Genomic DNA, 26,233 nt, shown 5'->3' with positions numbered 1-26,233 from the left:
TCCGGCGTCATGTCAGCTCGTCGAATTGATCCCGTGTTCCGGCCTGAGCAGATTGATTCGTCAGCGTTTATCGCGGACAACGTCACCATCTGTGGTGACGTGACCATCGAAGAATCCTCGAGCGTGTGGTTCGGATCGGTTGTTCGCGGAGATACCGAGTACGTCAAAATTGGCAAGCGGACCAACATCCAAGACTTGTCGCTGTTGCATACCGACCAAGGTTCGCCTTGCGTCATCGGTGACGATGTCACCGTGGGGCATTCGGCGGTCGTGCATGGTGCGGTGGTCGAAGACGGTGCGTTGATTGGGATCCGTGCCGTGGTGCTCAGCCGGGCCAAAATCGGCGCCGGTGCGATCATTGGTGCCGGAGCGGTGGTAACCGAGGGGACCGTGGTCCCCGCGGGCAAATTGGCCGTTGGCGTTCCCGCCAAAGTGATTGCCGATGTCAGCGAAGAACAGCGGAAGCGGTTGATCGAAACCGCCAAACACTACGTGCATTCGGCCAGCGTCTACAAAGCCGCAGAAAAATCAAAGTAGATGCCATTTGCCGAACGCGGTGCAGTCGTTTGCGCTAGCGTTGTGCGAGTTCGGCGTAGCGGAAGTCGCGGGCGGCTTGTTGTTTTGGTCGTACGATGGACTTCCTAGTCCGTCGAATCAACCATTGACGGACTAGGAAGTCCATCCTACACCCCTTGCCGCAGGAACCTTCACTAAATCAACAAGTCGTCAACGGCTTGTTGATTTATTGAGCCGCGACGCGTCAGCGGCCGGGTCCCACGCACGCCCCGGTGCCTTTCGGCCCACCGGTGCGATTTGCAATCGGGGCAAATCATCAAGCAGGTAACGACCTTCGCCAGCAAGGTGAAGACTGGCACTTTTCGCGGCAACCATCCACGCGTTTGCTGATCGTTGCGATGGGAAACAAGTGCCGTCATTGGCAGTCACGGAATTTGCGTAATTCATTTGCCTATCCTTAGCCATGTTCTAGGATAGAAGTGGTTGAATTGCGCACGGCTGACGGCGATTGGAATGGTTTTAGGGATGTGTCCCTAAACTCGCCGCATCGCGTTCGAGCGATCTCGTCAGCAGGCCTTCGATTGTGTCGCGATGTTTCGCGCAGGAGCCAGGATTGATGTTGTTTTCTAATATGCGTCGAGTTGCGTTTGGGATCGCGGTTGCCGGATTGGTTTTCGGCCAGTCGTCATTGATGGCCCAAAATCGTGGCGGTGGACATCACGGCGGTGGACATCACGGGGGTGGGCATCACGCTGGGCATCATCATCATCACCACCATCATGATCATGGCCACTTTGGTGGCGGCTATGGTTTTGGTAGCGGCTTTTACGGCAGTAATCTATATTCGGGCCGGGGTTTCAGCATTTCGATCGGCAGTGGATATCCGTACGGCTACAGCGGATTTGGCTACGGCAGTCTCGGCTATGGTGGGATCGGCTACGGCAGCGATTACTATCGCTATCCCGCAACCGGTTACACGCCGATTTACCGTGGGTCTACCTATTACGGTTCGGCCTACCCCGGATTCAGCTACGACACCGCGCCTGCCTACGGCGGGTCCACCTATCCGTACGAAAGTGCGATTGAACCCCAATATGGAGTGCCTGGTTACCGCAGCGAATTCCAGCATCAGCCCAGTGTCGAGCCGCCTTACTCGGTAGGTCGTGTCGACCCATCGTCGTCGGACCTGCGTCCAGGAATGGTGCTGCCTGATGGATCGACGGTGCTGTCAGTCGGACCACTCGACGGATCGGTTGTATCGCCGCAGGTCGAGCTGAATTCAGGAAGCGGCTCCGCCGTACCAACCGAAGCAATGCCAACCGAAGCCGCACCTCTCGAAGACTCGGAAACCGATACCGAACTGGTTCCTGTACCCGAGCTCGACGAAGCAACCCACCGCGGGCCGACCAAAGCACCAAGTCTCGATTTGAACGCGGGAATTGGCGTCTAATCGTCTTGCAAGGATGAGGGCCTGCTCGTAGCGGAAGCCGTAAACGGCTTGTTGATTTACGAAGTTACCTGCGGCAAGGGGAGTATGATGGACGTCCTCGTCCGTCAATGATGGATTCGACGGACTAGGAAGTCCATCGTACGACTAAAACAACAAGCGGTAAACGGCTCGTTGATTTTGTGAAGTTTCCTGCGGCAAGGGGGGATGATGGACGTCCTCGTCCGTCAATGATGGATTCGACGGACTAGGAAGTCCATCGTACGACTGAAGCAACAAGCCGTAAAGACTTTCGTCCTATTCGCGAAACAATCCGACGCATGCGTAAACGTTCCGCTGCTCTCAACTCTACTTGCGAATCAGCGTGATTCGCTGCATGTCGAATTTCGTCGAATTGACTTCCATGGGAGGACTTACCGACTCGTGGCCGGCCGCAAACCGCTGGATGGCTTCGTCGAGGTGCCCCTCCTTTAGTTGGGCGGTCCACAGCACGACTTCGCTGCCAGCGGTTGTTTGCGGCAGCAGAGGCCGATCCTGGTAACCGAATTCGACGCCCGGCATGATTTGCCAATCGTCGCTCGTTAGCCCCACATCGCGAAGGTCCGCAAGCGATTGTGGCCACGCGTTGTTTTGCATTTGATACTGCTTGATTCCAATCGCAGTTAAGGCCCAACGTCGATTCGATTCGTAAGTTGCCATTCCGGCATTTGCAAAGTGGGTGGAAACCGTCGTTGATGCAATGAGGGAGGTGCCCGATGCAAACGGGAACGACGTGAGCGAAACGGTGTCCAAGCCTCCATGCCGCTGGTCGTACCATGGCTCGCTCTGCAAGCTAAGGAACCTGGACCATGTTCCAGGTTCTCCCATATCTCTCGCTCGTTGCATAAATTGGATCCATTGCCAAGCCGCCTGGGATGAAAGCTTGACTGGCAGCGAACCTCGGTACTCTCGGTTGATCTCACCCGCAACCACGCCGTCGCTGAGGTCAAGTTCGTCAAGCGAAACCGCCATGGTCTGCTGCATCTGTTGGTCCAACCGCTCGGCGTAATTTGGAGCCGTCTCGATCATTTCGCGTAGCGTTGCCAGTTGGTCTGCGTCCCAGTCGGCTACCGCAAGCGATTCGCGAATCAGATGGATCACTTCGCCCGGAATTATTTTTGCTGTAGCGGTCCAAGAGGTCTCGATTTCGGAATTTAATTTCCAGTTGGTGCGGATGAACCTTTGCAAAACTTCGATCGCAAGATCATTCTCACCATGCGCGATCGCTGATCGGAACGCTTGGTTGTCATCCTCATAGAATTCCCAGACGCTCGATATGGAATGCAGGTGTCTGGCCCAGAGCACGAAGGGAAACCAGACCGCTTTGTCATCGCTCGTCGATGATCCACGGTTCAGCAATGCTTCGCGTGCACGCGTCAGTGCTGCGTCCCGTTTGACAACAAAATCGACGACGGGAAGCGACGATTCCCCTTGGCGAGCCATCGACGGAGTTTCAGAGAGCGTCGACGGTAAGTCCAGCCCTGCGTCTCCGCTCCGTACACCCAGACTTGGTGCGTCCTGCAACGGCCGCGACGCTTCTAATAGCGTTGCCCAGGCCGGCGTCTCCTCTCGGCTCGTCCGTTGATCATACCGTCTGGCCAACGATACGCGGTCCACGGGATGTCCGGCGGCAATCTGCTGTGCGACGTATTCACGGATGTTTGCTTTTGCAGCGTTTGCCTCGATTGCATCCAATGCGAAACATCCCGCCAGCACGACAAAAGGGAGTGCGATCAGCCCCAACGTCACCCATTCGGCTCTTGTGACGCTGCGGCGCGCCGAGGTACGGCCGTCACCAGAGACGGTTTGTGATCGATCGACTTTAGGATTCATCGGATGAGGCTCCTTGTTGCGTGGCGTTGACATTCGAATGCTTCGCCTTCTGAAAGCGTTCAGCTAGCTCTTTGGCTTCACTTTCCCACAGGGCATACCATTGACATCCAGGGAAGGAATGAAGCGTTGCGATGTGATCGCCATACAGCGTCGACTGCAGCGAATCGGCATAGGGCGAGATATCAAAATCGCGGTCGCTGCCAAGCGTCGCTCGAGCAAGTTTTCGGCGATGTGCGAGCGTGGATTCGCCTCGTTCGCCTGCTGTGATCAAATGCAGCAGTTCGCTGCTGATCAGGTCCGCCGTTGGATCGGTCAACCATTCAGATTGCAGGGCGGGTTTCGATTCAAGCAACCAACTGATTACGTAGCCACCCAAGTTTTGGTGGGCACGCAACTCTGGATCGTTGTGAAATCGACTCCACGATGTTAACACCGCCCCGCGACGGGCCTGTGAACGGCTTGACGAGTCGCCGAGCATTTCAATGGCCTCGGCGATGGCGGGTTCGTTCCAAAGTTGTCGGGTTTCGGGGTGAAGCAGCATTCGTGTCAGCGCAATTTCGATATAGTCGGCAAAGCACTGTTCACGAATACGCCAATTCAAACGCAGTCGTTTGGCAATCGACGTGACAAAGTCAACCCATTCCACAAAATTCTCACGCGGACGCTCGCTCGATTCGTCTTCCCGCTGTAGCGAATCAAGCCAACGCACCTGCATCAATTGCGTGGTCGTGACCGCTTCGTTGATAAAGATATGCTCGGCTTGTAGCGGGGTATGCTTGCCGCCGTTAAGCTCGAACCAAGCCTCGGGACGCTCGCCGACCGACTCGAGTGCCTCGACGACTTTCGCGGTCGGCATCTCCATCACCTGATTTTCCGTTAACTTTTCGTAGGGCGTTTGCAACCGGTGCATCGAAAACGAGGGCCTGACCTGCGTGCCGCGTTCTTCGCTCATCTGCTTCATTTCGGCAACGCGTGACGCTGGAATCGATGGAAACGAGCGAGTCTCGTGCCAGCACCAAACGTAAGGCAGTCCAAACACCGCGATCACTGCCAAAGTGTGAGTCGACAGGAAACCGACCGTACGAGGCCCTTCCATGTGACGCGGCATCTGCACGCAGGTTGCCAACAATGGCATCATCGCGATGATGCCGAGCAGCCATACCGGAGTTCCCATGGTGATCCAGCAACTGCCCAGCCAATACACGCAGACGGTCGAAAGCAGCGGAGCTAAAAACGCCGTGCCCGCAAGCACGCGTAGGACTTGGCTCGTCCACTGGGACACTCCGTACGCAGTGACCAAAACTAAAATCAGTGCGACCGCCGAAAGCATCGGAATGGGCGCTGCGAAATTTGGGTCGACAGAGTAATGGTCTGAAAGCATCCCGACGACGATCAGCCGTTGCAACAAGATGTAGACGACCGCGGCTGTGGCGAGGATGGCGAATCCCACCAGATGGCGGCCCCACCACGCTTGTATCGGAGAAATGCCACGATCCGCCAAAAATCGCATCGCCGCACTGCTGCCGTCACCATGAAACGCGAGGACCCCGAGCCAAGAGACCGACAGTCCGGCCAATACTGCGGTTAATAGGCCGAATTCTTCCGCACCATTGACATGACTATGTAATGACACGTTCAATGGGATGTATCCCACTCCCGCCACGATCATGATGGCCAGCCCCATCAGTAGTCGACGATTGTGGTTGACCGATTGCCAAACCAGCGTCGCCACCGAGTAGCGAAACGGATGACTCGGTCGGTCCTGGATCGTTGGCGGGCTGTATTGATTCAGTGCCTTCGTTCCCCGTCGATCATTGCCATCGGTCGCTGCGTCTTGTTCGAGAACAGGAGGTTCGGCAGGCCCCAGCACGCGGCGAGCCGCTGGAGACGCGATTGCGGCAACCACGGCGATTCCGATAACGCTCCAGCATCCGCTGAGAAACATCGTCACCCGGTCGGTAACGTAGGTTGACATAAGTTCGGCGTAAAACAACGCGGTGAATTGACCGAGAACATAGGGGATACACGCCATGGCAAGCGTGATCAACAACCCATGAAACACGTTCTGCGATCGCCACGATGCGTAAAAGCCGCAAAACATCAGGTACAGTGAGTGGATGATCCAAAAGGAGAGACTCAGCCAGATCGGATCGGGAAACATCGCCGTCGCAGATCCCGATTGCAGCGGTTCAATCGCCAGAATGCCTAACAGGGCCGCACACCACATCGCGGCCAAACCGACAACCGCCACGATCATTTTGCTACGGATTACATCACCATCGCGAATGGGTAGCGACGAAACCCACTGGATCGTTTCAGTTTCTTTTTCCTGGCCAATCAAAATCGCACCCACGCCAGCAGCAAAAAACGCGGGCATGGTCAGCAACACCGTGCTGATCGAGCCTGTCGCGAGCAGATTCGTGCCAATCCATCCCCACAAAATCATCAGGAACAGTGTGACTCCGGCAAGCATATAGACCAGCGGAAGGACTTGCCGGGTTTCCTTCCAAATCAATGCCCGCAGAGCTTGACGCGAACCATTCATGATGCCTCTCCTGATTCAATCAACGGGTTTTCCACCTCGCGATCCGTGTCGTCGCACCGGCGATTGTTTTGGATGTCGGAAACCTCACCGCGCAATCCCTCGCCATGAGTGAATGCAATAAAAATCTCTTCAAGCGACATCGGACGATGGGTTACCGACAACACGCCATGGGTGTTTTCCAGTTCCGCAATCATGCTTGGATGAAAATTCCTTGCCACGATTTGCCGATGGCGGCCCTGAGTGCTTTCGATCAAGGTTTCGGCGGGTTCCGGAAGCGCCGGCAACTGGCAAAGCGGATCGTCCAAGCCGATCGTGATCTGTGACATCGAGGCTTTTAAATCGTTGATCGGTTGACAACATCGCAGTTTACCGCGATGCAGGATCGCGATCGTATCAGCCACCCGCTCGACTTCCGAAATTTGGTGGCTGGAAAGAAACACCGTTCGCCCCGATGCGGCTCGCTCGACCATGCTCTCTAAAAATTCTCGGCGAACCATTGGGTCCAAACCCGAGGTGGGCTCATCGAGGATCAGCAATTCAGGATCGTGGGCCAGCGACAGCGACAAGGCGACCTTCGCACGTTGGCCTTTGCTCAGGTGCTTCATCTTCTGTTTCATCGAAATTTCATAACGCTCGATCAGCTGCGTGTATGTGTCGAGAAATCCATCGGGGTAAAACGATGCGGTGAACCAACCGATTTGGCTGACCGTCATCCAGTCGTACATCGATGGCCGGTCGCTGACGTAGCCGATTCGCCCGCGAACGCGGAGTGGATCTTTGGTTGGATCGATCCCGCAGACCGCTGCTTTCCCCGACGTTGGCTTTTGAAATCCGGTTAAGATGCGAATCAGGGTCGTCTTTCCTGCTCCGTTTTCGCCTAACAACGCGAAGACACATCCGGCGGGGATTTCAAGGTCGACCCCCGCAAGTGCATCGCAGTTGCGGAAACGCATGACAAGGTTTTCGGTGCGAATGACTGAGTTCATGACGGTGGACTGCTCGATGAGGCTGTGGAAAAGTGAATACGACCCCGCGTGGTTGGCGGACCACGGGCATCAATCAGGCGGCTTGCCAACGGCGGTGACTTTTCCTTCGAGTGCTTTGAGTTTCTTGTCGACAATCTCGCGAATTTCATCTGCGTTCATGCCGCTACGCAGTGCTTCGACAATCACGTTTTCAACGCGATCGCTGATGATTGATTTACGCTGTTTGCGACATGGGGCTAACGCATCTTTGGTAACCACCACGCCACGACCTCGCAGCGTTTCGATCAGATTCTCGGATTGCAATTCCTGAAACGCCCGCGTGATCGTATTGGGGTTTACCGCCAACTGCATGCTCAGTTGGCGAACGCTGGGCAGCAATTGCCCTGGCCGAAGCGTTTGTTCGGCAATCGCAAATTTCACCTGCCGGACGATCTGAGCATAGATCGGCTGGCCGTTGGATGGATCAATGTGGAAGAACATGGCTCGACTCGCGTTAGCGGCTGTCTGGTGATCCAGGTAACTGGTGTGTTGGTTAGATAGTACACCAGTGACGTGGCGAGTCAAGCCATTTTTTTGCTAAAGGACGCAGCGGTGTGAGCGAAACGATTGACACTCGGGCCACATCACGCATGGGCGCGTTGCCATCTCAGCGAGATACCGATCCCACAACGCAGTGGAAATCGCGGGGGCGACGCCGTTCTAGAAGAATCACCGAATTCGTTTCAAAGCAAAACGGCATTCGGGAAATGCCGGCGATCGTTACGATTCGCTCTCAGGTGGCCACACGCGATGCAGCGCAACGTTCACATTGGGTTCCTGCGTCCGCTCGGATGCTGCTGGCAATCCGATTTGGATCGTGGCTGCCTCGCTCGTCGCCGGGCGGAGCAGCTCGCCATGGTGTACTTGGATGATCGACTCGCACACGCCCCAAGTTGCAGCGGGGATCAGTTGCTGGTGACCTTGTTTCATCAGCGGATGATCCACAAAGGCGAGCGAGTCTTGCGATGGTAACCCACCACCGATGTTGATTTGAATCAATCCGTCGTCGTTACTCATGCTGACACTTAACAATGATTCAAATGCGGAACGCTCGGCTGGAACGTGAGCCGCTTGATTAAAATCCCACGTCAATTCCAAAATGCTGGCGAATGCTTCGCTTAGTAATGCGGCGTTGCCATGGACAATGATATTGTCCTCCGCTGACGCGAGTTGCAGGTTGAGTGTAGTGCCGTGGCGAGAATTGAATTCAGCGACCACACGGCTCAGCAATTCATGCACATTGACTTGCGAGAACGCAATCGACATCAATTGGATCTGTTTTCTTAGGTCCGACAAGCATTCACGAAGCAGGTTTCCTGCGAATTGCAGTCGTTCTAAGCGGGGTTGAACCGTCTGCGAGTCGATTTTGTTCTGCTCGGCCTCAATCTGCATGATGTCCGCTGTGTTTTGATTCACGTGCAGCGGTTGGCTGATTTGATGGATGAATGTCTTCAGCCAATGGGCAACCGCCATCGAGTTCATTGACTTGGACTCGGTCGTCGGCTTGGGCATCGGTTCGCTGGCCGATTGGATCGTTAACACCGCATAGTGCCCATCGTCGCACTGGAAAGGAGTCCAACGGACCCATCCCAGTTCACTGCGATGTTGCTGCGGGCTGGATCCGGTAGCGTCATTGATCGCTGCCATCGCGAGCAGCCGTTTGGCGAAGGTTGAATCTTCGCAGTCCTCAATCGCATTCGCGGGCCAATCGTCGCCGCTGCCAACGGTTTGCCGGGCGCGATCGTTCGCAGCGAACAGGGTTAGCATGGGGTGCAGCCGAAACACAATGACCGCATCTTCGGACTGTGCAAACTGATGCTGGTAAAAGAATTTCGATACAACCTGCGTTGCATTTGGCTCGGACGTGGACACGATTTTCTGGCTCCTTGGCTTTCTCAATTGTAGGAGTTTGACTTCTTTTTTGCATGCCCAATGTCGCATTCGCGAATTCCGCAGCATTGTGATGCATACCGCCTTGTAATGGGGCGGATGCAGGGGCGCGGTTTCAAGGAAGTGCTTGTGCGTCCAAAGAAAGCAGGACCGGGTTAGCTTGGCAATCTACTTGGTGAAGCGTACGACGCCAGACGTTCTGGGCAGCATTGCGGATTGCCGCAAACATCGCAATGAATGGGTGCATGCAGCGCCGAAATGTCCGATACTTTAAACGTGCAAGGCGATGTCTCTTCTAAATCATCGCTGACCGTTGCGAATGGGGCATCAATCCCTCGTTCAACTTGGTTCACGGACACATCGTTCATGTTGGGGGGGCAACCCAATTTTGTCCGAGTGTTTGAAAGCAAGCGGAAACGTGTGGATTGAATTTCGCAGCGGAAGCTTGTTCAAGCACGTCCAGTCGGGTTGGGGCAACCCGACTGCGTGTTTGAATAAGCTGAATCATTATTCCGTTGCGACCCTGCCGCAATCTCGGATCTTCTAACTCGCGAACTTTGTGTCGTGTTTGCTAAGCCCTAATCCTTTCAGCGGTGGACTTCTCGTAACGCTGGCCTGTTTCACGTCATCCGTGGATGCGGATGAGTCAGAGGTGGACGCGCAACGAATCACAATGGATTCGAATGCGAATTGGGGCGTGAAAATTTCGCTGTTTCCCGTGTCGCGAAAGATCGTGCTTAATGCGAAGCGGAATTCGTCACTTGGCCGTTGACTGATTGGCGTACCGAGGTGTTGGGCGAACGAGCAAGTGTCATTGACGTTTGGTGCGTGATTTTTCCGCCGATGCTGTAGGGGCATGTTTCGGACGCGATCGACCGGTCGTCCAATGACTGGGGTAGGCTTCTCTCGCTCGTCGCCTGATTCCCAGAGGTGTGAAGACCAAAACGAAATTCATGCTCGGTTCATGCCATGCTCGGTTCCTGTCGATGCTTCCTTCACGTTACGAACAACGTTTCCATGCCGTGTTCGTTGGGCGCAATTAATCCGCACTTGGCGTCCAAAGTCGATTTGCTGGCGTTGTCGCTTGGCTGCTTGTAAAATCAATGTTGCAAAAACAAGAAAGCGGCACGGAATTTGTGTATGTCGACACAGTGTGCCCGTCCCATGATTGTGTTGACCGACCGAAATCGTAAGAATGTTCGATCGTTTACGCTGGCAGCGTGATTTTGGTGGCTTCGCAGCAGCTGGGTTTTGCGACCGGATTTTGCGGGTCGTTACCTTGGTACGATCCGGTGTTGCTGCGGCGGGTTGCCGATCCGTTTCACGCCATTATGAATGGCCGACGATTCCCTCCTGCCAGGGGGGTGTGGAGTGTCGGCCGGTAACGCTCTGGTGCTTAGGTTCGTTTTGCCCCCGTGAGTGAGGGGGGAAAACGATCAAACCATGATGAAACGATCGCAATCTGTTACAACTTTTTGCATTAAAAAATGCGGGGGAATGTCAAGTTTGACGCGGTCTGTTCCAGTGAAATATGTTCTATTGTTGCTAGCAGCGACGTTATCTTCTCCAACGCTTGCCGATGACAATCATAATTACACGCTTTGAGTGAATTGATTTTAATGCTCCTCCCCACCATTCATGTCGTTGATGATGACAAGGAATCTCGCCAAGTTGTGGTAGAGCTTGTCCGATCGATGAATTTGGCTGTGGAATCCTACGAGTCAGCCGAAGATTTTATTGCCCGTTACAACGGCAAGCGTCCCGCTTGCATGGTTACCGATAAAAAGATGCCAGGAATGAACGGCGTCGAGTTGATCGAACGGTTGCGCGATATGCAGATCACGATTCCGATCGTGATGGTAACGGGGTTTGCCGACGTTCCATCGACCGTGCGGGCCATCCGGGGCGGCGCGATTACGTTGATTGAAAAGCCTTGTGGGCAAGCCGAGTTGCGAAAGGGGATCGAAGAGGCGGTTCAGCTTGAGCAAGAGAATTTGGAACGAGACCGCCAAGTCGCCGAGGCCAAGCGTTTGATTGGCACTTTGGATGAAAAAGAAATGGACGTGGCCAAGTTGCTCGTCGAAGGTTTAGCCAACAAGGTCATCGCATCGCGGTTGGATTCAGGGTTGCGAACGATCGAAAAACGACGCTCGACAATCTTGAAAAAGTTGGACGTTCAATCGGTCGCCGAGTTAGTGCAAATCTGGGTGCTCGCAAACCCCAGCTAACCTCTTTTGGGGCGTTTTTTCTTCACCGACCGTTTAATGGGTTGCCGGTCGCAGCGCGATTGGGGGCGATCAAGTTGCCCCGTGGTCTGCTAACACATCGACGACCTTGTTCCAGCCCAACGCTTTGGCAAGCTGCGTGGCAGTGGCGCCATTCGCGGTGACCGCATTGGGATCGGCACCGTGCTTTAACAGGATGGCAACGCCGATCGCGGTTCCGGCCAAGGCTTGCTGGTGCAGCATTGTCCATCCGCGATCGTCCTTTGCGTGAACTTGTTCGGGATTTTTCTGAAGATACTCGTTAAGCGAATCGGACATATTTGCCGCCATGGGGTGTTCCGTCGACGAAACTAACTGCGGGTCTGCCGGCGGCAACGGTGCCGATGATTGTTTGGCTGAGCGTCCCAAAAGTTTGCTGAACAATCCACCCTTGGTTTTCTCGGATGAAGACGGTTGTTTCTCGCTTTCGTCTGTAAACCATTCCGGCGGCACAACATGGATGTTTTCGGGGTCACCAAAATCAAACCCCCAAGCGTTGTCATGCTGTTGACGTTCTTTCGCACTCATTTTGGCACGAAGTACCTGGACGGTGAACGCACCGTAAACGCGGCCATTGATGACGTACATCCAATCCGACAGTGCTTTTCCAGGGAATTTGGCTTCGTCGCCTTCGGAGATTGACTTTAGCCAGTTGGGGGAATTCAGCAGTGTTCCCGAGACGATTCGGCCGTCAAAATCAACGTCGCCGAGCCACATCTGTTCGACTCCTTCACTGCTGTTGGCCGATCGCAGCTCTGGAGGATCTTCAAAGGGGACCTTCACGCACGCGAGGTCAAGTCCGGGGATGATGCGTCGCCGTTCCCAGGAGAGTTCACGCCAAAAAAAGCGAAACGTGCGACGGGCTCGCTCGTTCGCAGTCCGCATTTCAGGATCATTGTCAGCGGTCAAATAGACTTGGGCCACGGTCGCGGTACCTCAATCGCAAGGTTTTTGAATCGGATGGGTCTCAGCGTCCCGCTGAGAAAAGGCTTAGCCAAAAAATCGTAGCGGAAGTCGTCAAGACGTTCGGCAGCATGGCACAGACCCTTGGGAAATCGGAACTTATTACGGCTTGTTGATTTAGTGAAGTTTCCTGCGGCAAGGGGTGTAGGATGGACTTCCTAGTACGTCAATGGTGGATTCGACGGACTAGGAAGTCCATCGTACGACTAAAACAACAAGCCGTTTAAAGGTTCCGCTACCAATTTTCCGTCCCTGATCTGGTCTCAAACAAAGCCTAGTCGGCAGTGAAGCAGTGAAACTGCTTGCTCAATAGACTATCACCGGTTTCCTCGGTGTGGGGGGCGTGGCAGATGAAGGATGAATATTTTTCTGATTTTGCAGCCGCTCGCTGCAGCCTTCGGTAGCCTCGAATTCGCGATTTGCGGGATCCGGGCGGTTCATCGCTTCCTCTTGAACTTAGGGCGGCTTTCTGCTCCTCAAACTCCCCGGCGGGTGTCGTATTGATTATCATTGGCGGTTCACAATTCGAGATACACGATTCAAGTCCTCTGTTCGCATCCCACCTGTAAAACCCACAAGAGTTTCCTTCATGCGTTATCGACTTCTTACGCTGTTCACGCTGCTGTTGGCTTCCACGGCTCACGCCGAATTAAAAATGTCATCGATCTTTGGTGATTCGATGGTGCTGCAACGAGACAAGCCGATCCATGTCTGGGGTTGGACCACCGCAGGGCAAGACGTTGCGGTCGAGCTTGCTGGACATTCGGCTTCGGCAACCGCCGATGATTCGGGGCGTTTTGACGTTTTCATTGACGCGTTGCCCGCAGGTGGCCCGCACGAAATGAAGGTCGCGGCCGACGAGTCAAAGTCATTCAAAGATGTGTTGATTGGTGAAGTTTGGATTTGTTCGGGGCAATCCAATATGGGAATGTCGGTCGCCAGTTCGAATGACGCCGATTTAGAGGCGTTGGCAGCCAACTATCCCAACATCCGCTTGATCTCGGTGCCGCAAGTTGGCACGCAAGAACCACAAACGGATTTCAAGGGCAACTGGGCAGCATGCACTCCGCAAACTGTCAAAGATTTTTCAGCCGCGGGCTATTTCTTTGGTCGCCAATTACATCAAACGCTCGATATTCCGATCGGTTTGATCGATAACGCTTGGGGCGGCTCGTCGGCCGAAGCTTGGGTCGAGCGAAAGGTGTTAGAGGACGATGGGAACTACGACGAGTTGCTCGAGAAATGGGACCGCACCGCCGCGACCTATGATCACGAAGCGGCGATGGCCAAGTGGAAGCAGCAACATGCCGAATGGGCAAAGTCGAAAAAAGGTAACCCGCCTCGAGCCCCTCGCAACGTTTTGACTGGAAACCATCGTCCCGCAAACATCTACAACGGCGTGCTCAAGCCGACGATTGGCTACACGATCCGCGGCGTGGTGTGGTACCAAGGCGAATCGAATGCAGGCCGAGCGTACCAGTACCGCGATCTGTTTCCGCTGATGATCCAAAGTTGGCGTGACGAATGGAAACAAGGTGATTTTCCGTTCTACTGGGTCCAACTTGCCGACTTTCGAAACGAAGTCGACTCGCCCGTCGACAGCGATTGGGCAGAACTGCGTGAAGCCCAAACGATGACGATGTCACGGTTGCCCAATACCGGGGAAGCTGTGATTTTGAATCTCGGCGAAGCCAACGATATTCACCCCAAGAACAAACAGGGCGTCGGGACTCGTTTGGCGCGTTGGGCATTGGCCAAGGACTACGGCTATGAAATCCCCTACCAAAGTCCAACCTATCGTGGCAGCGAGGATGCCATGCAAGTCACCGGGGACAAGGTGAGACTGAAGTTTGATCACGTCGGCAGCGGGCTGGACACGTTTGACGTCAACGATGCGATCGGCTTCAGCATCGCCGGGGCCGACAAAAAGTTTGTGTTTGCCAAGGCCAAGATCGTCGATAAGGAAACGATTGAAGTTTGGGCAGAGGGCGTCGAGAAACCGGTCGCCGTTCGTTACGCCTGGGCTGACAACCCGGTCTGTAACGTGCAGAGCCGTGACGGGTTGCCGCTGACGCCGTTTCGCACCGACGATTGGTCGGGCAAAACCGAAGGCATCGTAAAATAGCTCGTTAAATAGCTCGTGAAGTAGGCTGTAGAACAGCTCGTAAAGTTGCTTCAACCCCAAAACGTCGGCCTCACGTGCTACGAGGCCGGCGTGTGCTGATATTCGAACTCGCTTGCTGGGCGAGCTTGAACACGGGCTTTTGTGCTACGGCTTTGAAAGCCGTAGGGCGATCGGAATGTAGCCGTCTAGAGCTCAATGCCATCGACTTTGGTAGCGGCACGGCGCGAGCCGTCCGGTTGCAGCGAGTAAGACGGTCGACATTGACCGGGCGACGCCTCACGCCGCTCCGCTACAATAACCACCCATCGAGTGCCAACGTAGATGACATTGGCGTAGATGACATTGGCCGTCAGATTACGCGACGACCGGTTCGACGTTCTGAGTGACTTCGAAACCGAGGTCGGTGATCATGTCGTAATCGGCTTGCGGGGCTTGGCCTTTGGTCGTCAAGTAGTCACCGACAAACATGCTGTTGGCGACATACAGCCCGAGCGGTTGCAGCGAACGCAGGTGAATTTCCCGCCCGCCTGAGATTCGCAGTTCACGATCAGGGTTGACGAATCGGAACATTGCCAACGCTTTCAAGCACTGGTTTGCATTCAAATCCATGTTGCCTTGAAGTGGCGTGCCTTCGATTGCGTTAAGAAAGTTCAGCGGAATCGAGTGGACGCCAAGGTCGCGAAGGTCAAATGCCATCGAGACCACGTCTTCGGGAGATTCTCCCATGCCGATGATCCCGCCGCTGCACATTTCCATTCCGGCGTCTCGGACGTTTCGCAGGGTTTGCACTCGGTCGGCATACGTATGCGTGGTGCAGATGTCGGCGTAGTGCTCTTCGCTGGTGTTTAGGTTGTGGTTGACGCGGTCAACGCCACACGCCTTCAAACGGTCCGCTTGCTCGCGATTGAGCAGACCCAGGCAAGCACAGATATCGAGCCCATACTTTTGCTTGATCTCGGGCACGATTTGCTCGACCGCCGACATCTCACGCTCGTTGGGCCCGCGAGCAGAGATGACCAAACAATAGGTCTTGGCACCTTGATTGGCTGCGATCTCAGCAGCCTCCATCAAGTCGTCTCGCTTCAGAATGTTGTATTTGGGGACCGGCGCGGTCGAGATCTTCGATTGGCTGCAGTAGTGGCAATCCTCTGGACAAAGCCCGCTTTTGGCATTCATCAAGAAATACAGCTGGACAGTTCGCCCGAAATAGCGATGGCGGATTTGATAGCCTGCCGACAAAATCGGAAGTACATCGATGTCGGGGGCGGTTAAGATAGAGAGAGCGTCTTCACGAGAAATCGCCTCACCCGCCAGGACACGTTCGGCGAGCTTTTGGTATCGGTCCGCTTGGATCTGCGTTTCTGCGGGCGTTGCGGTCGCTTCGGGACTGGCCGTCATGTTATTTTGCCTTATTCTCTCTAGTCGCTCTTCGCTCAGTTTTGTTTATTTCTCACTCATCGTGAACCATGAGAATCCCCACATGGTGAACGTGCCGAGCCAAATCGGCAAGTCGTCTATAGCGTGTTTTTCCCAATGAGCCATTATTACGTGCGAATCGGCGTTTTCGGCGATATTTTTGTGGGCCAGCCCACGGCGTCGAGCGTGACATCCGAGTTTTCGTATGGAATGCGTGTGATCGTGCGAACCGCCCGGGGGGTCGAGCTTGGCACCATCCTTGGTGAAGCCCAGCAGGCCGCCAGCCTCAGCGTGGATGCGGCCGCTAAAATGCCAATGATCCGGCTGATTCGCCAAACCACGCGTGAAGATGAACTGCTAATTCGTAGACTCGAGCGACACAAACGCGAAGCGGTCGAAGCGTGCCGGGCTGCGTTGGCCGAATCTGGATCCACCGCGGTGCTGTTGGATGTGGACCAAGTGTTCGACGGAGGATCCTTGGTGATGCACTTTTTAGGCGACGTCGATGAAACGGCCGAGGCGATCACCAAAGAGATCACCGAGCGTTACGAGTCGATCGTGAGAACCCGGCATTTTGCTAAATTGCTGGGCGAGGGCTGCGGGCCAGGCTGTGGCACCGCTGAATCCGAAAACGGCTGCGGCAGCGGGTGTGCCGGGTGTGCCGTCAAAGCCGCCTGTGCGGTTAAGTGAGCAATCGCCTTAGTAGGCGGCGACCTGTGAACGCGGTTCGCTCTTACGCCAATCAATGTCCGACCGCGTCATCAGCCGGCCGCTGACTTGGACGTTGCCCGCATTCATCGTCGCCAAGCGTGCGATCACGTCATTCAAATCGATACGCTGCGCTTCGTGAATCAGTTTGGCTGTGGTGCCTGGGATCAACGTCGTGGTCAATGCACCACTGTGGAATTGACGCAGCTCGGCTCCCAGCCGCACTTGTTCCGAATGAGTCCCGACGGCCAGAATCAACCGCTGCACCCCGCCACAATCAAGCAGCGATGGACGGGCGAATTGCAGTGCAGTCGCCATCGAAGTGACCGGTTGCTCGCCGCGAGTCGGTTTGGCGGTTGTGGTGGACGGATCGAGATCGTCGGTGACGGTGGAAGCATCGTTGGTGGGTGTGCCAAGGGCCGGGGTAGGCAGCGTCGCTGTGACATCGACATTCATCGACGTGGACCCCATCGACGTGGTCTCATTGACGCTTGCCGAGCTGCGGATCGCTAAGGCCCGTCCCACCAACGGCGAGACGGTTTCAGTAAGCCGTGCTTTGATCTCGTTTTCATCCATCGCCGTTGCTCCGGTTGCGAGCGGCCGAATCAAGATCACGTTGACGGTCGATGCATGTAGCTCGGTGAGGATACTTTCGAACTGTGACGAAATTTCCTCGGGCATGTCGTCCCACGGGTTCGCCGTCGCGCTTCGTCCGGCGGTGATCTTGGAAATGGTCACTGCAAAAGCGGTGGCAAGGTCGTTCAGCCGGGTGACCATGGCGTCGATGCGTCCAGCAAAGATGGCAATGTGGTCCGCTGCAATGTTTCGCAGCTGGGCAACGACGATCGCTTCCGCGTGCGAAGCCGTTAGCGGAATGTCCTTGTAAGTCGACTCGGATTGCAATTTCGCAATTTCCGCATCGTGTTCTGATCGTAGCGTATCGACCTCCGCGGTCACTTCGCCATGGAACCGCTGCAATCCTGCGACCGCCGTGGCAATGTCCGTGCTGCGATGTGACAATCGGTTGAGCAACTCCTTGGTGAATACGCTGGTCATTTCGTCAATGGATGCGGCGGCATTCGACGTTTTGGAGATCTGGTCGGCCCATTGGATCGCTAAATCGTCTGCGTCCGCCATCGTGACGACTCGGCCTTGTTCTCGCGTCTGCAATCGGATGTGCTTTTGCAGTTGTTGGTGACGATCGTGCGAAGTGGCTCCGAGCGGTTCCTGGATCACGTCAAAGATCGACGTTTGCGCGAAACCGGTACGCCGCATCAGCCGCTGTGACAACGATTCTGCGTTCTTCTTGGCGTTTCCAGGATGTCCCAACCACCGCAGCAACAAATGTTGCACCGTTGCGGGGGTCAATATTTTCTCTTCGGGACGTCGTACGACTCCGAGCGGGACGATCCCAACCGACCGTAGCTGCGGTTTGTGAATCGAGACGTTCGATGATTCGGTGGCACTGGATCGCGCTTCGGCCAACAGGTCACCCGCCCCGGTCGAATCGGACCATAGATAGTCACTAATCACGTTGACCGGTCGTGGCGCGTTTGGATCGATCTCGTTGCTTGCGATCACGTAGGCGTCTTTGAGGGGTGTCCGCGCCGCGGGGACGCTTGGCCAGCCCGCGCCCTGGTCACCGGGGTAGCCATTTTCAGGATGCAAGTAGTGTCGCATCTCGATCAACGCAGCTTGTGCGTCGTGATGGGCGAGCGAAACCGACGGGTTTCGTGTCAACCCTTTCATTGCCAACATCGACAGGATCTTTGCCTGTTCAAATTGGTTCTCGTCAAGGAAATGTCTTAGCAAGTGAACGACATCCAAATAGATGCCGCTGCCGGTTCCCCCGCTGAGCGATCCTACGACATAAATCGACGGGATCGAGTCGCCGCGACTCTGGGTCAAGTCCTTGACGACTTGGGCGATGGCGGATTTCACCTTCGCACCATGGTCGACCAGTGCCAAGCGTCCGAGCGGTCGCATGCCTTCGGTCGACAAACTGCGAGGCACATTGTAGATCCAGCGTCGCGACACGGTGGCCAATCGTTTGATCGACATCGATTGTCGATATTCGTTGGGCGAGCGAAGCGGAATCGGCACGATCTCCGTCGGCGGCAACGATGCCGTCGAGTTGCTGACCCTGGCGATGCCCAGCGTTTTTTCGTCGGTATCAATTAGCAGCGAATGCAATCGAATCGGGCACGCCGAATGCATGCTGGCGATGCGGCTGCGGATCTCATGTAGCACTTCCGCTCCGGTGCCGCCAAGTGCGACGACCAACACGTCGGAAACCACACGCGCATCCCGCTGGACTTCGCCCTTATCAAGTGCTGGCAAGTCCTCGGTCGCGGCGGCACGAGCTCCCATGCCGAGCGGAATGCCTTCGGCGGTGTCATCGTGACTCAATTCACCGGAACGCGATTGCAGCGGAGTGCTTCGGCGACGAGGGTTCGTCAACGCATGGACAAACGCACGACAATTTTCAAAACGACGAACCGGATTCTTCTCGAGTGCCCTGGCGACCGCCGGTCGATCACTCGGAGGAAGCGGTTCAAGATCCGGTGCGTTGTGGACGTGTTGTGTTGCCAACTGGGCGATCGTTCGGCCGCTAAAGGGGCGGGTTCCCGTTAGCAGTTCTTGGTACATGACCGCTAGCGAATACTGGTCACTGTGAATGCTCGGACGACCATCAAAGACTTCCGGTGGCGCGTATACCGGCGTCAAACCGCCGACGACACTGCAGTCGGCATCCCGCAGGTCTTTCAATAGACCAAAGTCGGCCACTTTGACGTGTTCGCCAATCACCAACAAGTTGGCTGGTTTGATGTCGAGGTGTTGCAGTTGATAACGCTCGTGCAAGTAATCTAGTGCGTCGGCGGTATCGTGCAGGTAGGCAAGCAGTTTTTCGTGAGGAATCCCACAGGAACCGCGGTCTCGGTGCTCTCGGAAAACGTCTTCAAGCGATCCGTCGGCTAACTCGGTGACGATCACCAATTGGTCGTCGGCGATGCCGAACCGCTCCAGCGTCAGCAGAAAAGGGTGGCTGACGCCCTTGATTCGCTCGAGTGACTTCAGTTCTCGCGCAGCACGTTGTTGATCGTGAGCTCCGAAGACAAATTTGACTGCCTTTTTGATTCCGCCCGGCGCATCGGCTCGCCACACCTCGCCAAATCCACCACGGCCGATGAGTTTTTCGAGCACGTAACCAGGAATCGGTTCGTAGCCGGCGCTGAATTTTTTCGGTTCTGTCGCTTTCATCGCGAGACGGCTTTCTACTGGGAATCGTTGGAAAGGAGGGGCGGATTTCGTAACGAAAATGAATGGAAGGTTCGTAGCAACGTTCGCTGGATCGCTACAGTTGGCTAAAGTAACTGCGGCAAGCCTGGTCCAAGTAGTCCGGTTGCAACGTTAGTGGCAGTTTGCGGTATTTGCAGTAGTTCGCCACTTGAGTCAACAGGTCACGCGGATGGCAGCGTCGCATTTTACGGCCACTGTCTTCGTAGAATTTGAAGAGATGGTCAGCCGCTTGTGGGGTGTCCGGGAATCCCAAGTTTCGCATCACATTGCTCAGCAGTTCGCGATACTCTTCACGCCCTGGATCGGAGACAAAGATCTTGTAGGGCACTCGTCTCAGGAATGCTTCGTCGACCAGCGAGTTGGGATCGATGTTGGTCGAGAAAATGATGAGCTGCTCAAACGGGATTTGAATTTTCTTGCCGGTCGGCAACGTCAAGTAATCACATTTGTTTTCCAGCGGAATGATCCACCGGTTCAGCAGTTCTTCGGGCGCAATGCGTTGCCGACCAAAGTCGTCGATCAACAAACAGCCGCAATTGCTTTTCATCTGCAGCGGCGCTTCACAAATGTTGGACCGGGCATCGTGACGGACTTCGAGATTGTCCATCACCAATTCGCCTCCGACTACGACGGTGGGGCGGCGAATCCGCGTCCATCGGTTGTCCCATTCCTGACCTTTCAAAATATCGCTGGCGATCTCAGGCACCGGCGCAGGACGATGGAAGGCATCGTCTTGCAACTTGATCAAGTTGCCGTCGTCGAGAATCGCGTTGGGAATCCAGATTTCTTGACCAAGACACTGAGTCAGACAGCGGGCGATGGTCGTTTTGCCGTTGCCCGGAGGCCCGAACAAGAACATGCCGGTATTGCTGTTGACGGCCGGACCGAGATGATCGAGCAGTTCGTTTTGATACGAGATCGAGCTCAGCGCCGCACGCAATTGTTCGCGATCGACGGCATCCAAACCGGCGGCTTGCGCTTCGACGCTTAACACGTAGTCGGACAATGGCACCGGGGCCGCACCAGTGTAACTGCACTGAGCCATTTGCTGATTGGCTTGCTTCTGCCCGGCTTCGGTTAGCGAGTAGTAATAGTCGTTAAAGGGCGCCGGCCGAACGTGGGTCACCAATTTACGTGTTCGCAGCGCATCGAGAATCGGTTCGATGACACGAAAGGGAATTCCGATCCGCTCTGAAGCGGTGCGGCCGCTGAGGGTTCCACCGACCAGTAGGATTTTGAGCATCAATCCGTCGACGTAGGCAGCGCTGAGCCCGGTTTCGTGTAGATCGCGTGGTTGGGTTGGCCAGAACGTGTCGTCGGACAGCAGTCCGCCTAACATGCTCGGTTCAAAGGATTGGGTGTCGCTTGCGAGTACAGTCATAACGTTTTTAACGATGTTGACGAATGAACGATGCGGGGAACGAATCGGTATTACCGATAACGCGGCATGCAACGACGGAAGATCGTTGAGTTGGCATTGCCAATCACGCATTGTCTAGGTGCAAAACGGGATTGCCGCCTTCAAACGTAGCTCGCAAATAAGAGCATCGGAGCTGGATATGGATTCGTTCGCAAATATCTTCGCGATCGAGTTGGTTGTCGTGGCTTGGCGAACAGCTGCATTAGAACAGCTGCAAACCGTGGGACATCGTCGAAATGAGAAGTTGTCTAAGGGGGGGGACGCTTGCGAACGAGATAATTCAATTTTTGCCAAGATTTTTTGACTCTCTGGATGACGCCCCCCTATTTGCGTCGTACCTTTCAAGGTCCCGCAGATTGATCACCAACCCCCCGGGAGTTCTCGCTGCGAACGATACGATAGCCCCTTGAGCGTACAAGATTAATGGCAACGATTGAAAACTCGGCACTCGAACGTCTCCGGCGCAGCAATGCGTTGATGGAAGACATTTGGTTTTTGTCGGGCCCGACTCAGCCTGGCGAAACGATCATTCATCTGCCCATTGATGATGAACCGTATGTCATCGGTCGCAAACCCGGTGTCTCACTGCGGCTGCAATTCCGCACCGTCAGCGGGCGTCATGCGGCGTTATCGATCCGCGACGGCGCTCTTCAATTGACCGATCTTGGCAGCACCAACGGTACGTATGTCAACGGCAAACGAGTCGAGCCCAACCAAACCATTCGTATCAGCGAAGAAGACCTGATTCACTTTGCCGAAGCACCGTTTCGTGTTTATCGTCAATCGGTCATGGGAGCGACCAATGGCACGATCGCCGAAAATATTTGCGACCAAGCGTTAGCACTCGTTCAATTCGACCGACTGATGTCCGAGCGTTTGGTCCGTCCGCACTTTCAAGCCATCGTCGATTTACGCAGCGATCATCGTGAAATGATCGGTCACGAGATTCTCGGGCGAGGCAGCGTGTTCGGACTCGAGTCAGTCGGCGCGATGTTTCAAGCCGCCGAGCAATTGAGTCTCGAGGTCGAGCTCAGTCGATTGCTTCGCTGGGAAGGGATTCGTGTGGGACGCGATTTTCCTGAAAGTCCGATGCTGTTCGTCAATACACATCCCAAAGAGATTGGTGACGTTCAAGGTTTAATTGAATCGCTGATCAAAGCACGCGAGATGGCGGGCAACGCTAATCTTGTGCTGGAAATTCACGAGTCCGCGGTGACCAACCGCGCCGTGATGGACGATCTTGTCGAAGTCCTCGAGTCACAAAATATTCGACTCGCCTACGACGATTTTGGCTCCGGGCAAGCACGGTTGGCCGAATTGGTCGAAGCCAGACCGTATGTGGTCAAGTTTGATATCTCGTTGATTCGTGGAATCGATACTGCCAGCGAGAGTCGACGCAAGATGTTGTCAAACCTTGTCAACATGGTTTGCGATCTGGACATCTTGGCGCTCGCCGAAGGCGTAGAAACCGAAGGCGAATCGCAAGCCTGTATCGATCTCGGGTTTCAATTAGGCCAAGGCTATTACTACGGCCGCCCCTCCCCGGCGTAACGCCGAATTCTCATTTGCCGATCAAACTTGATCGGCAAAATCTCGCCGTTCTGGTGCCGCGATAGCATCGGTTTATCACGAGTGTCATCACTGCCGACCCGTCCTCCGGTGGCCTCTACCGATCATTCTGACATCGCTGATGTCTTTGGACGCCGTGTCAAGTTGTCCATTCTTGAAGCGTTAACGGGCAGAGATCCGAGCGTCGATTTCGTCCAGCGATACCTTCAGCACTTCCATTGTTTGTTTCGCACCTGAAAACGCGACCAATAAATGACCGTCGTGCTCGATCAAATGGGGGTAGTCGATGTGTCGTCCACCGATCAAATAAAAGAGGTCGGTAAAGACCAGCCCGTCGTGACTGATTGCAAGCGTCAGCGGATCGCGTCTTCGCGGGTTGGCATTGGACACCAAGGCGTAGTAGCCTCGTGAGGTGCGAAGGACGAAAAACTTGCTTGTCGCATCAGGGAAATTCGTGCCGACAATCGGACTCCATGTCTGCCCGTTGTCTGTTGAGAACGTGCGCAACAATCGGCCCGAACGAGCATTGTCACGAATCAAACCCACGATGCTCTTTTGGTCCGGAAGCACGTACCAATACGGTTCTTCGGGTTGGCCGGACTTTCCGTAGCTGGCCAGCGGCAAAGTACGCCATTGGTCAAACGCTTTGACGCCGCCAATCATCACTGAAACGCGACGCTGGTGATCGCGGCGTGTCATCATGTATTCGCCCGAAGGCAAACGTTTGGGGGCAAAGTTATTGAGCGTATCGTCGAGGACGGTTCCGTGCGCTTCCCAGACGCCATCGGTGGCATTCCAACGAAAAGCCTCCAAACTGAGTCCTTCACCAGTATAGCCAGGAGCCCGGAAATGACTTGCCAGTGCCAACAGCTCTCCATCGCGAATCCACATCCCGCGGGCGATCCACCCAAAGCCTTCGATGCGGGGCGGTCCAGTCAAATCGGCAGGCTTGCTCCAGTTCACGCCGTCGAGGCTGGTGGCGTAGGAGACGCGAGTTCCCGCCTGATCATGGTGCGGAACGACATTGCGATGCCGCTCGGGCGAGACGTGATCAATTCGTTTGCCAGGACCATCGCTCCACATCGCCCAAAAACGGCCATCGTGTCGAGCAACGTAAGCGTGCTGTTGCACCCAATTGCCTCCTTGATCTCGAACATCGCTGATGATGGCGTGCTGAACCGGCAATTTTGGAAGCTGATCAAAATCGATCTTGTTCGGATCCGTACCCGTGTTGGCAAGCCGTAACATCAGGCCACCTGTCGCGTTCGTGACCGGATCCGCCATCGAAAGATCCGGCGTTGCCACGCGAGGCCGGGGCGAGACGACGGTGAACTTGGTCGGTTTTGCATCGATCAAATTGGAAGCGGTGCTGGCAATTCGAACGCGAGTGGATGCGAGTGAGGTTTTGTCCGCGGCAACGTGAATGCGAGCGAGATTCGCCCGGCTGCTTCCCTCGCGATTGACCAGCGTCCAATCCGACAGCTTCGTCGGCTCGGAAGGAATCGTGCCAGCGGGACCGATCTGCACAAAAAGCTCGTCGGGCCGTTTGGCATGGCTGGCGATGCGAACGAGCAGCGAAATCGATTCTCCTTGATTCAGTGTCGGACCGGTTTTGATCTTCTCATACAACCGGGCTGACAGCATTCCATCGGCAGCGATGCCGATCGTGACTCGTTCTTCACCACCGCTTGTGGCAAGGCTCAACGCGAACGTATCCCCTCGCTTGGGAACACGGACATCCGCGGCCAGATAGAGCTGGCCGCCTTCGTCGCCGAGGTCGATCCAGTCCGCGTTGGCGGCCGGTTTGGGAGCCGCGATGGCTGGTAAGGGGCTGTCAGCCTGTACCGTCTCTGGCATTTCAAGTCGGTTTAGTGTGGCCAGTTCGATCTTCAAGACTTCTACGGTTCGCTTACCGCTGGCAAAGGCAACCAATAGATTTCCGTCGTGTTCGATGGCATGCGGATAATCCACGTGGCGGCCGCCTGCGAGATAGCCAAGTTTGTCAAACACCAACCCATCGTCGCTGATCGCGATCGTGAGCGGATCACGCGCCCGTGGGTTGCTATTGGAGATCAAGACATAACGTCCGTCACTCAACCGAAGTCCGTACAGCTTGGATGTTGCGTCGGGGAAGTTCGTTTTGACCGGCGTGCTCCAAGTTCGGCCGCTATCCGTCGAAAACGCTCGATACAGAAATTTGCTGTGCGCGTTGTCTCGAAAAAGCGCGGCCAGGTTTCCATCGGGCAGCTCCCACCACAGCGGCTCCTCGGCACGAAGTTGGCTGTTCGTTCCAAGCACCGGAAACGATTCCCAATCCGTCATCGACTTGACGCCGCCGATCAGGAAATCCACTCCAGCCGATGCATAGTTGTAGGGGCGACGTGACATCATCCACTCACCACTGGGGATGCGTTTGGGCGGGAAATTGTTGATCGCGTTGTCGGCGATGACCCCGGTGTCGAGCCAGCTTTCGTTTTCGACATCAAATCGAAACGCTCGCAGTTCTAAACTTGGGCCAAAAAATCCGGCCGCTTCGTCCAGTGCGACAAGTGCATACAGTTCCCCATCGCGTTGCCAGAAGCCGCGGGCGATATAACGGAAACCTTTCGGCGAGCGAGTGTTGTAGTACGGCGAGTCCGGTCCAGAGTGAGGCGGCTCGGGTGTCAAAAAGCGAGGTTCGCCCCAGTGCACCGCATCGTCACTGATCGCGAATTTGACTCGTTGCCCGACACGGTCCTCCAGTTCAGGGCCATCGCTCCACATGATCAGGTACTTGCCCTGATGGTTGACCAAGTAATTGTGTTGATTGACTCCGTGAGCTTCCCTAACGTCGCTGACGACGGAGTGTTCACCGGGCACGCGAGGCAACTTGGCATGATCGATCTGATGTTTGTCGTCTGGAAAGGCGTCCCCGGACAGCATCAACGGCGACCTTGGATTCGTAACGACATTGGGGTAGTCGGGTTCGTTGGCAATCGAAACCGCACCGTGAATCGTTACCACGCTTAAAACCGCGTAGATCAGTGACTTGAAATTCATACAGAGCCCTCGGCGTTCGTGCGGTTGGTTGATGTCGCTGCTGCAAGACGTGGTTCGAGAATCTGGCCTTGCCCGCAGAGTGTTTGTTGTAGATCGTCAATCGAAATCGCATCGCACTCACAATTACCCTTCAC

At 55.2% G+C, this 26,233-nt stretch carries 17 protein-coding genes; 6 read left to right on the top strand and 11 right to left on the bottom strand.

The genetic code is table 11. The features are described from left to right. Positions 1-9: 9 nt before the first annotated feature. Complete coding sequence (locus ABEA92_RS02510; RefSeq protein ID WP_345682212.1) at positions 10-537, top strand: gamma carbonic anhydrase family protein; 528 nt, start codon at positions 10-12, stop codon at positions 535-537. Positions 538-726: 189 nt separating this feature from the next. Here ABEA92_RS02510 and ABEA92_RS02505 read toward each other — a convergent pair whose 3' ends face one another. Next, positions 727-963 (bottom strand): hypothetical protein, encoded by a 237-nt coding sequence (locus tag ABEA92_RS02505; protein ID WP_345682211.1) that lies wholly within the window; start codon positions 961-963, stop codon positions 727-729. A gap of 169 nt (positions 964-1,132) precedes the next feature. Between ABEA92_RS02505 and ABEA92_RS02500 the strand changes: the two genes are divergently transcribed. Beyond that, complete coding sequence (locus ABEA92_RS02500; protein ID WP_345682210.1) at positions 1,133-1,966, top strand: hypothetical protein; 834 nt, start codon at positions 1,133-1,135, stop codon at positions 1,964-1,966. A 345-nt stretch (positions 1,967-2,311) separates the two neighbouring features. On the opposite strand, the gene ABEA92_RS02495 is transcribed toward ABEA92_RS02500, so the two are convergent. From ABEA92_RS02495 to ABEA92_RS02475, 5 genes are all read right to left on the bottom strand, one after another. Further along, positions 2,312-3,835 carry a hypothetical protein gene (locus ABEA92_RS02495; protein WP_345682209.1) on the bottom strand — a complete coding sequence of 508 codons (1,524 nt, stop codon included), beginning with the start codon at positions 3,833-3,835 and terminating at the stop codon, positions 2,312-2,314. Further along, positions 3,825-6,380 (bottom strand): hypothetical protein, encoded by a 2,556-nt coding sequence (locus ABEA92_RS02490; protein ID WP_345682208.1) that lies wholly within the window; start codon positions 6,378-6,380, stop codon positions 3,825-3,827. Before ABEA92_RS02490 ends, ABEA92_RS02495 begins: the two co-directional genes overlap by 11 nt. Next, positions 6,377-7,366 carry an ABC transporter ATP-binding protein gene (locus tag ABEA92_RS02485; RefSeq protein WP_345682207.1) on the bottom strand — a complete coding sequence of 330 codons (990 nt, stop codon included), beginning with the start codon at positions 7,364-7,366 and terminating at the stop codon, positions 6,377-6,379. The genes ABEA92_RS02490 and ABEA92_RS02485 overlap by 4 nt, the downstream gene beginning before the upstream one ends. A gap of 69 nt (positions 7,367-7,435) precedes the next feature. Further along, entirely contained in the window at positions 7,436-7,846 is a 411-nt protein-coding gene (locus ABEA92_RS02480) for a GntR family transcriptional regulator (RefSeq protein WP_345682206.1), read from the bottom strand. Positions 7,847-8,125: 279 nt separating this feature from the next. Beyond that, positions 8,126-9,277: an ATP-binding protein gene (locus ABEA92_RS02475; protein ID WP_345682205.1), complete on the bottom strand. Its 1,152-nt coding sequence runs from the start codon at positions 9,275-9,277 to the stop codon at positions 8,126-8,128. A 1,637-nt stretch (positions 9,278-10,914) separates the two neighbouring features. Between ABEA92_RS02475 and ABEA92_RS02470 the strand changes: the two genes are divergently transcribed. Continuing rightward, positions 10,915-11,523, top strand: coding sequence for a response regulator transcription factor (locus ABEA92_RS02470; protein ID WP_345682204.1), 609 nt, complete (start codon positions 10,915-10,917; stop codon positions 11,521-11,523). A gap of 69 nt (positions 11,524-11,592) precedes the next feature. On the opposite strand, the gene ABEA92_RS02465 is transcribed toward ABEA92_RS02470, so the two are convergent. After that, positions 11,593-12,483 carry a DUF2314 domain-containing protein gene (locus ABEA92_RS02465; protein ID WP_345682203.1) on the bottom strand — a complete coding sequence of 297 codons (891 nt, stop codon included), beginning with the start codon at positions 12,481-12,483 and terminating at the stop codon, positions 11,593-11,595. Between the two features lie 628 nt (positions 12,484-13,111). On the opposite strand from ABEA92_RS02465, the gene ABEA92_RS02460 reads away from it, so the two are divergent. Continuing rightward, positions 13,112-14,647: a sialate O-acetylesterase gene (locus tag ABEA92_RS02460; protein ID WP_345682202.1), complete on the top strand. Its 1,536-nt coding sequence runs from the start codon at positions 13,112-13,114 to the stop codon at positions 14,645-14,647. Positions 14,648-15,001: 354 nt separating this feature from the next. Here ABEA92_RS02460 and bioB read toward each other — a convergent pair whose 3' ends face one another. Continuing rightward, a complete protein-coding gene (bioB, locus tag ABEA92_RS02455; RefSeq protein WP_345682201.1) occupies positions 15,002-16,045 on the bottom strand; it encodes a biotin synthase BioB in 1,044 nt (347 codons plus the stop codon). A 135-nt stretch (positions 16,046-16,180) separates the two neighbouring features. On the opposite strand from bioB, the gene ABEA92_RS02450 reads away from it, so the two are divergent. Continuing rightward, positions 16,181-16,753, top strand: a complete 573-nt coding sequence (locus ABEA92_RS02450) for a hypothetical protein (protein ID WP_345682200.1) — start codon at positions 16,181-16,183, stop codon at positions 16,751-16,753. Positions 16,754-16,762: 9 nt separating this feature from the next. Here ABEA92_RS02450 and ABEA92_RS02445 read toward each other — a convergent pair whose 3' ends face one another. Both ABEA92_RS02445 and ABEA92_RS02440 read right to left on the bottom strand, forming a co-directional pair. Then, a complete protein-coding gene (locus ABEA92_RS02445) occupies positions 16,763-20,032 on the bottom strand; it encodes a protein kinase domain-containing protein (protein WP_345682199.1) in 3,270 nt (1,089 codons plus the stop codon). Positions 20,033-20,126: 94 nt separating this feature from the next. Next, positions 20,127-21,452: an ATP-binding protein gene (locus ABEA92_RS02440; protein ID WP_345682198.1), complete on the bottom strand. Its 1,326-nt coding sequence runs from the start codon at positions 21,450-21,452 to the stop codon at positions 20,127-20,129. A 462-nt stretch (positions 21,453-21,914) separates the two neighbouring features. Between ABEA92_RS02440 and ABEA92_RS02435 the strand changes: the two genes are divergently transcribed. Further along, positions 21,915-23,042 carry an EAL domain-containing protein gene (locus ABEA92_RS02435; protein WP_345318319.1) on the top strand — a complete coding sequence of 376 codons (1,128 nt, stop codon included), beginning with the start codon at positions 21,915-21,917 and terminating at the stop codon, positions 23,040-23,042. A gap of 180 nt (positions 23,043-23,222) precedes the next feature. Here the strand turns inward: ABEA92_RS02435 and ABEA92_RS02430 are convergent, their stop codons facing one another. Continuing rightward, complete coding sequence (locus tag ABEA92_RS02430; RefSeq protein WP_345682197.1) at positions 23,223-26,099, bottom strand: exo-alpha-sialidase; 2,877 nt, start codon at positions 26,097-26,099, stop codon at positions 23,223-23,225. Positions 26,100-26,233: the final 134 nt, after the last annotated feature.

The organism is Novipirellula caenicola (assembly GCF_039545035.1).
In the GTDB taxonomy this organism is placed as follows: Bacteria; Planctomycetota; Planctomycetia; order Pirellulales; family Pirellulaceae; genus Novipirellula; species Novipirellula caenicola.
This window is presented reverse-complemented; position numbering and strand designations above follow the sequence as displayed.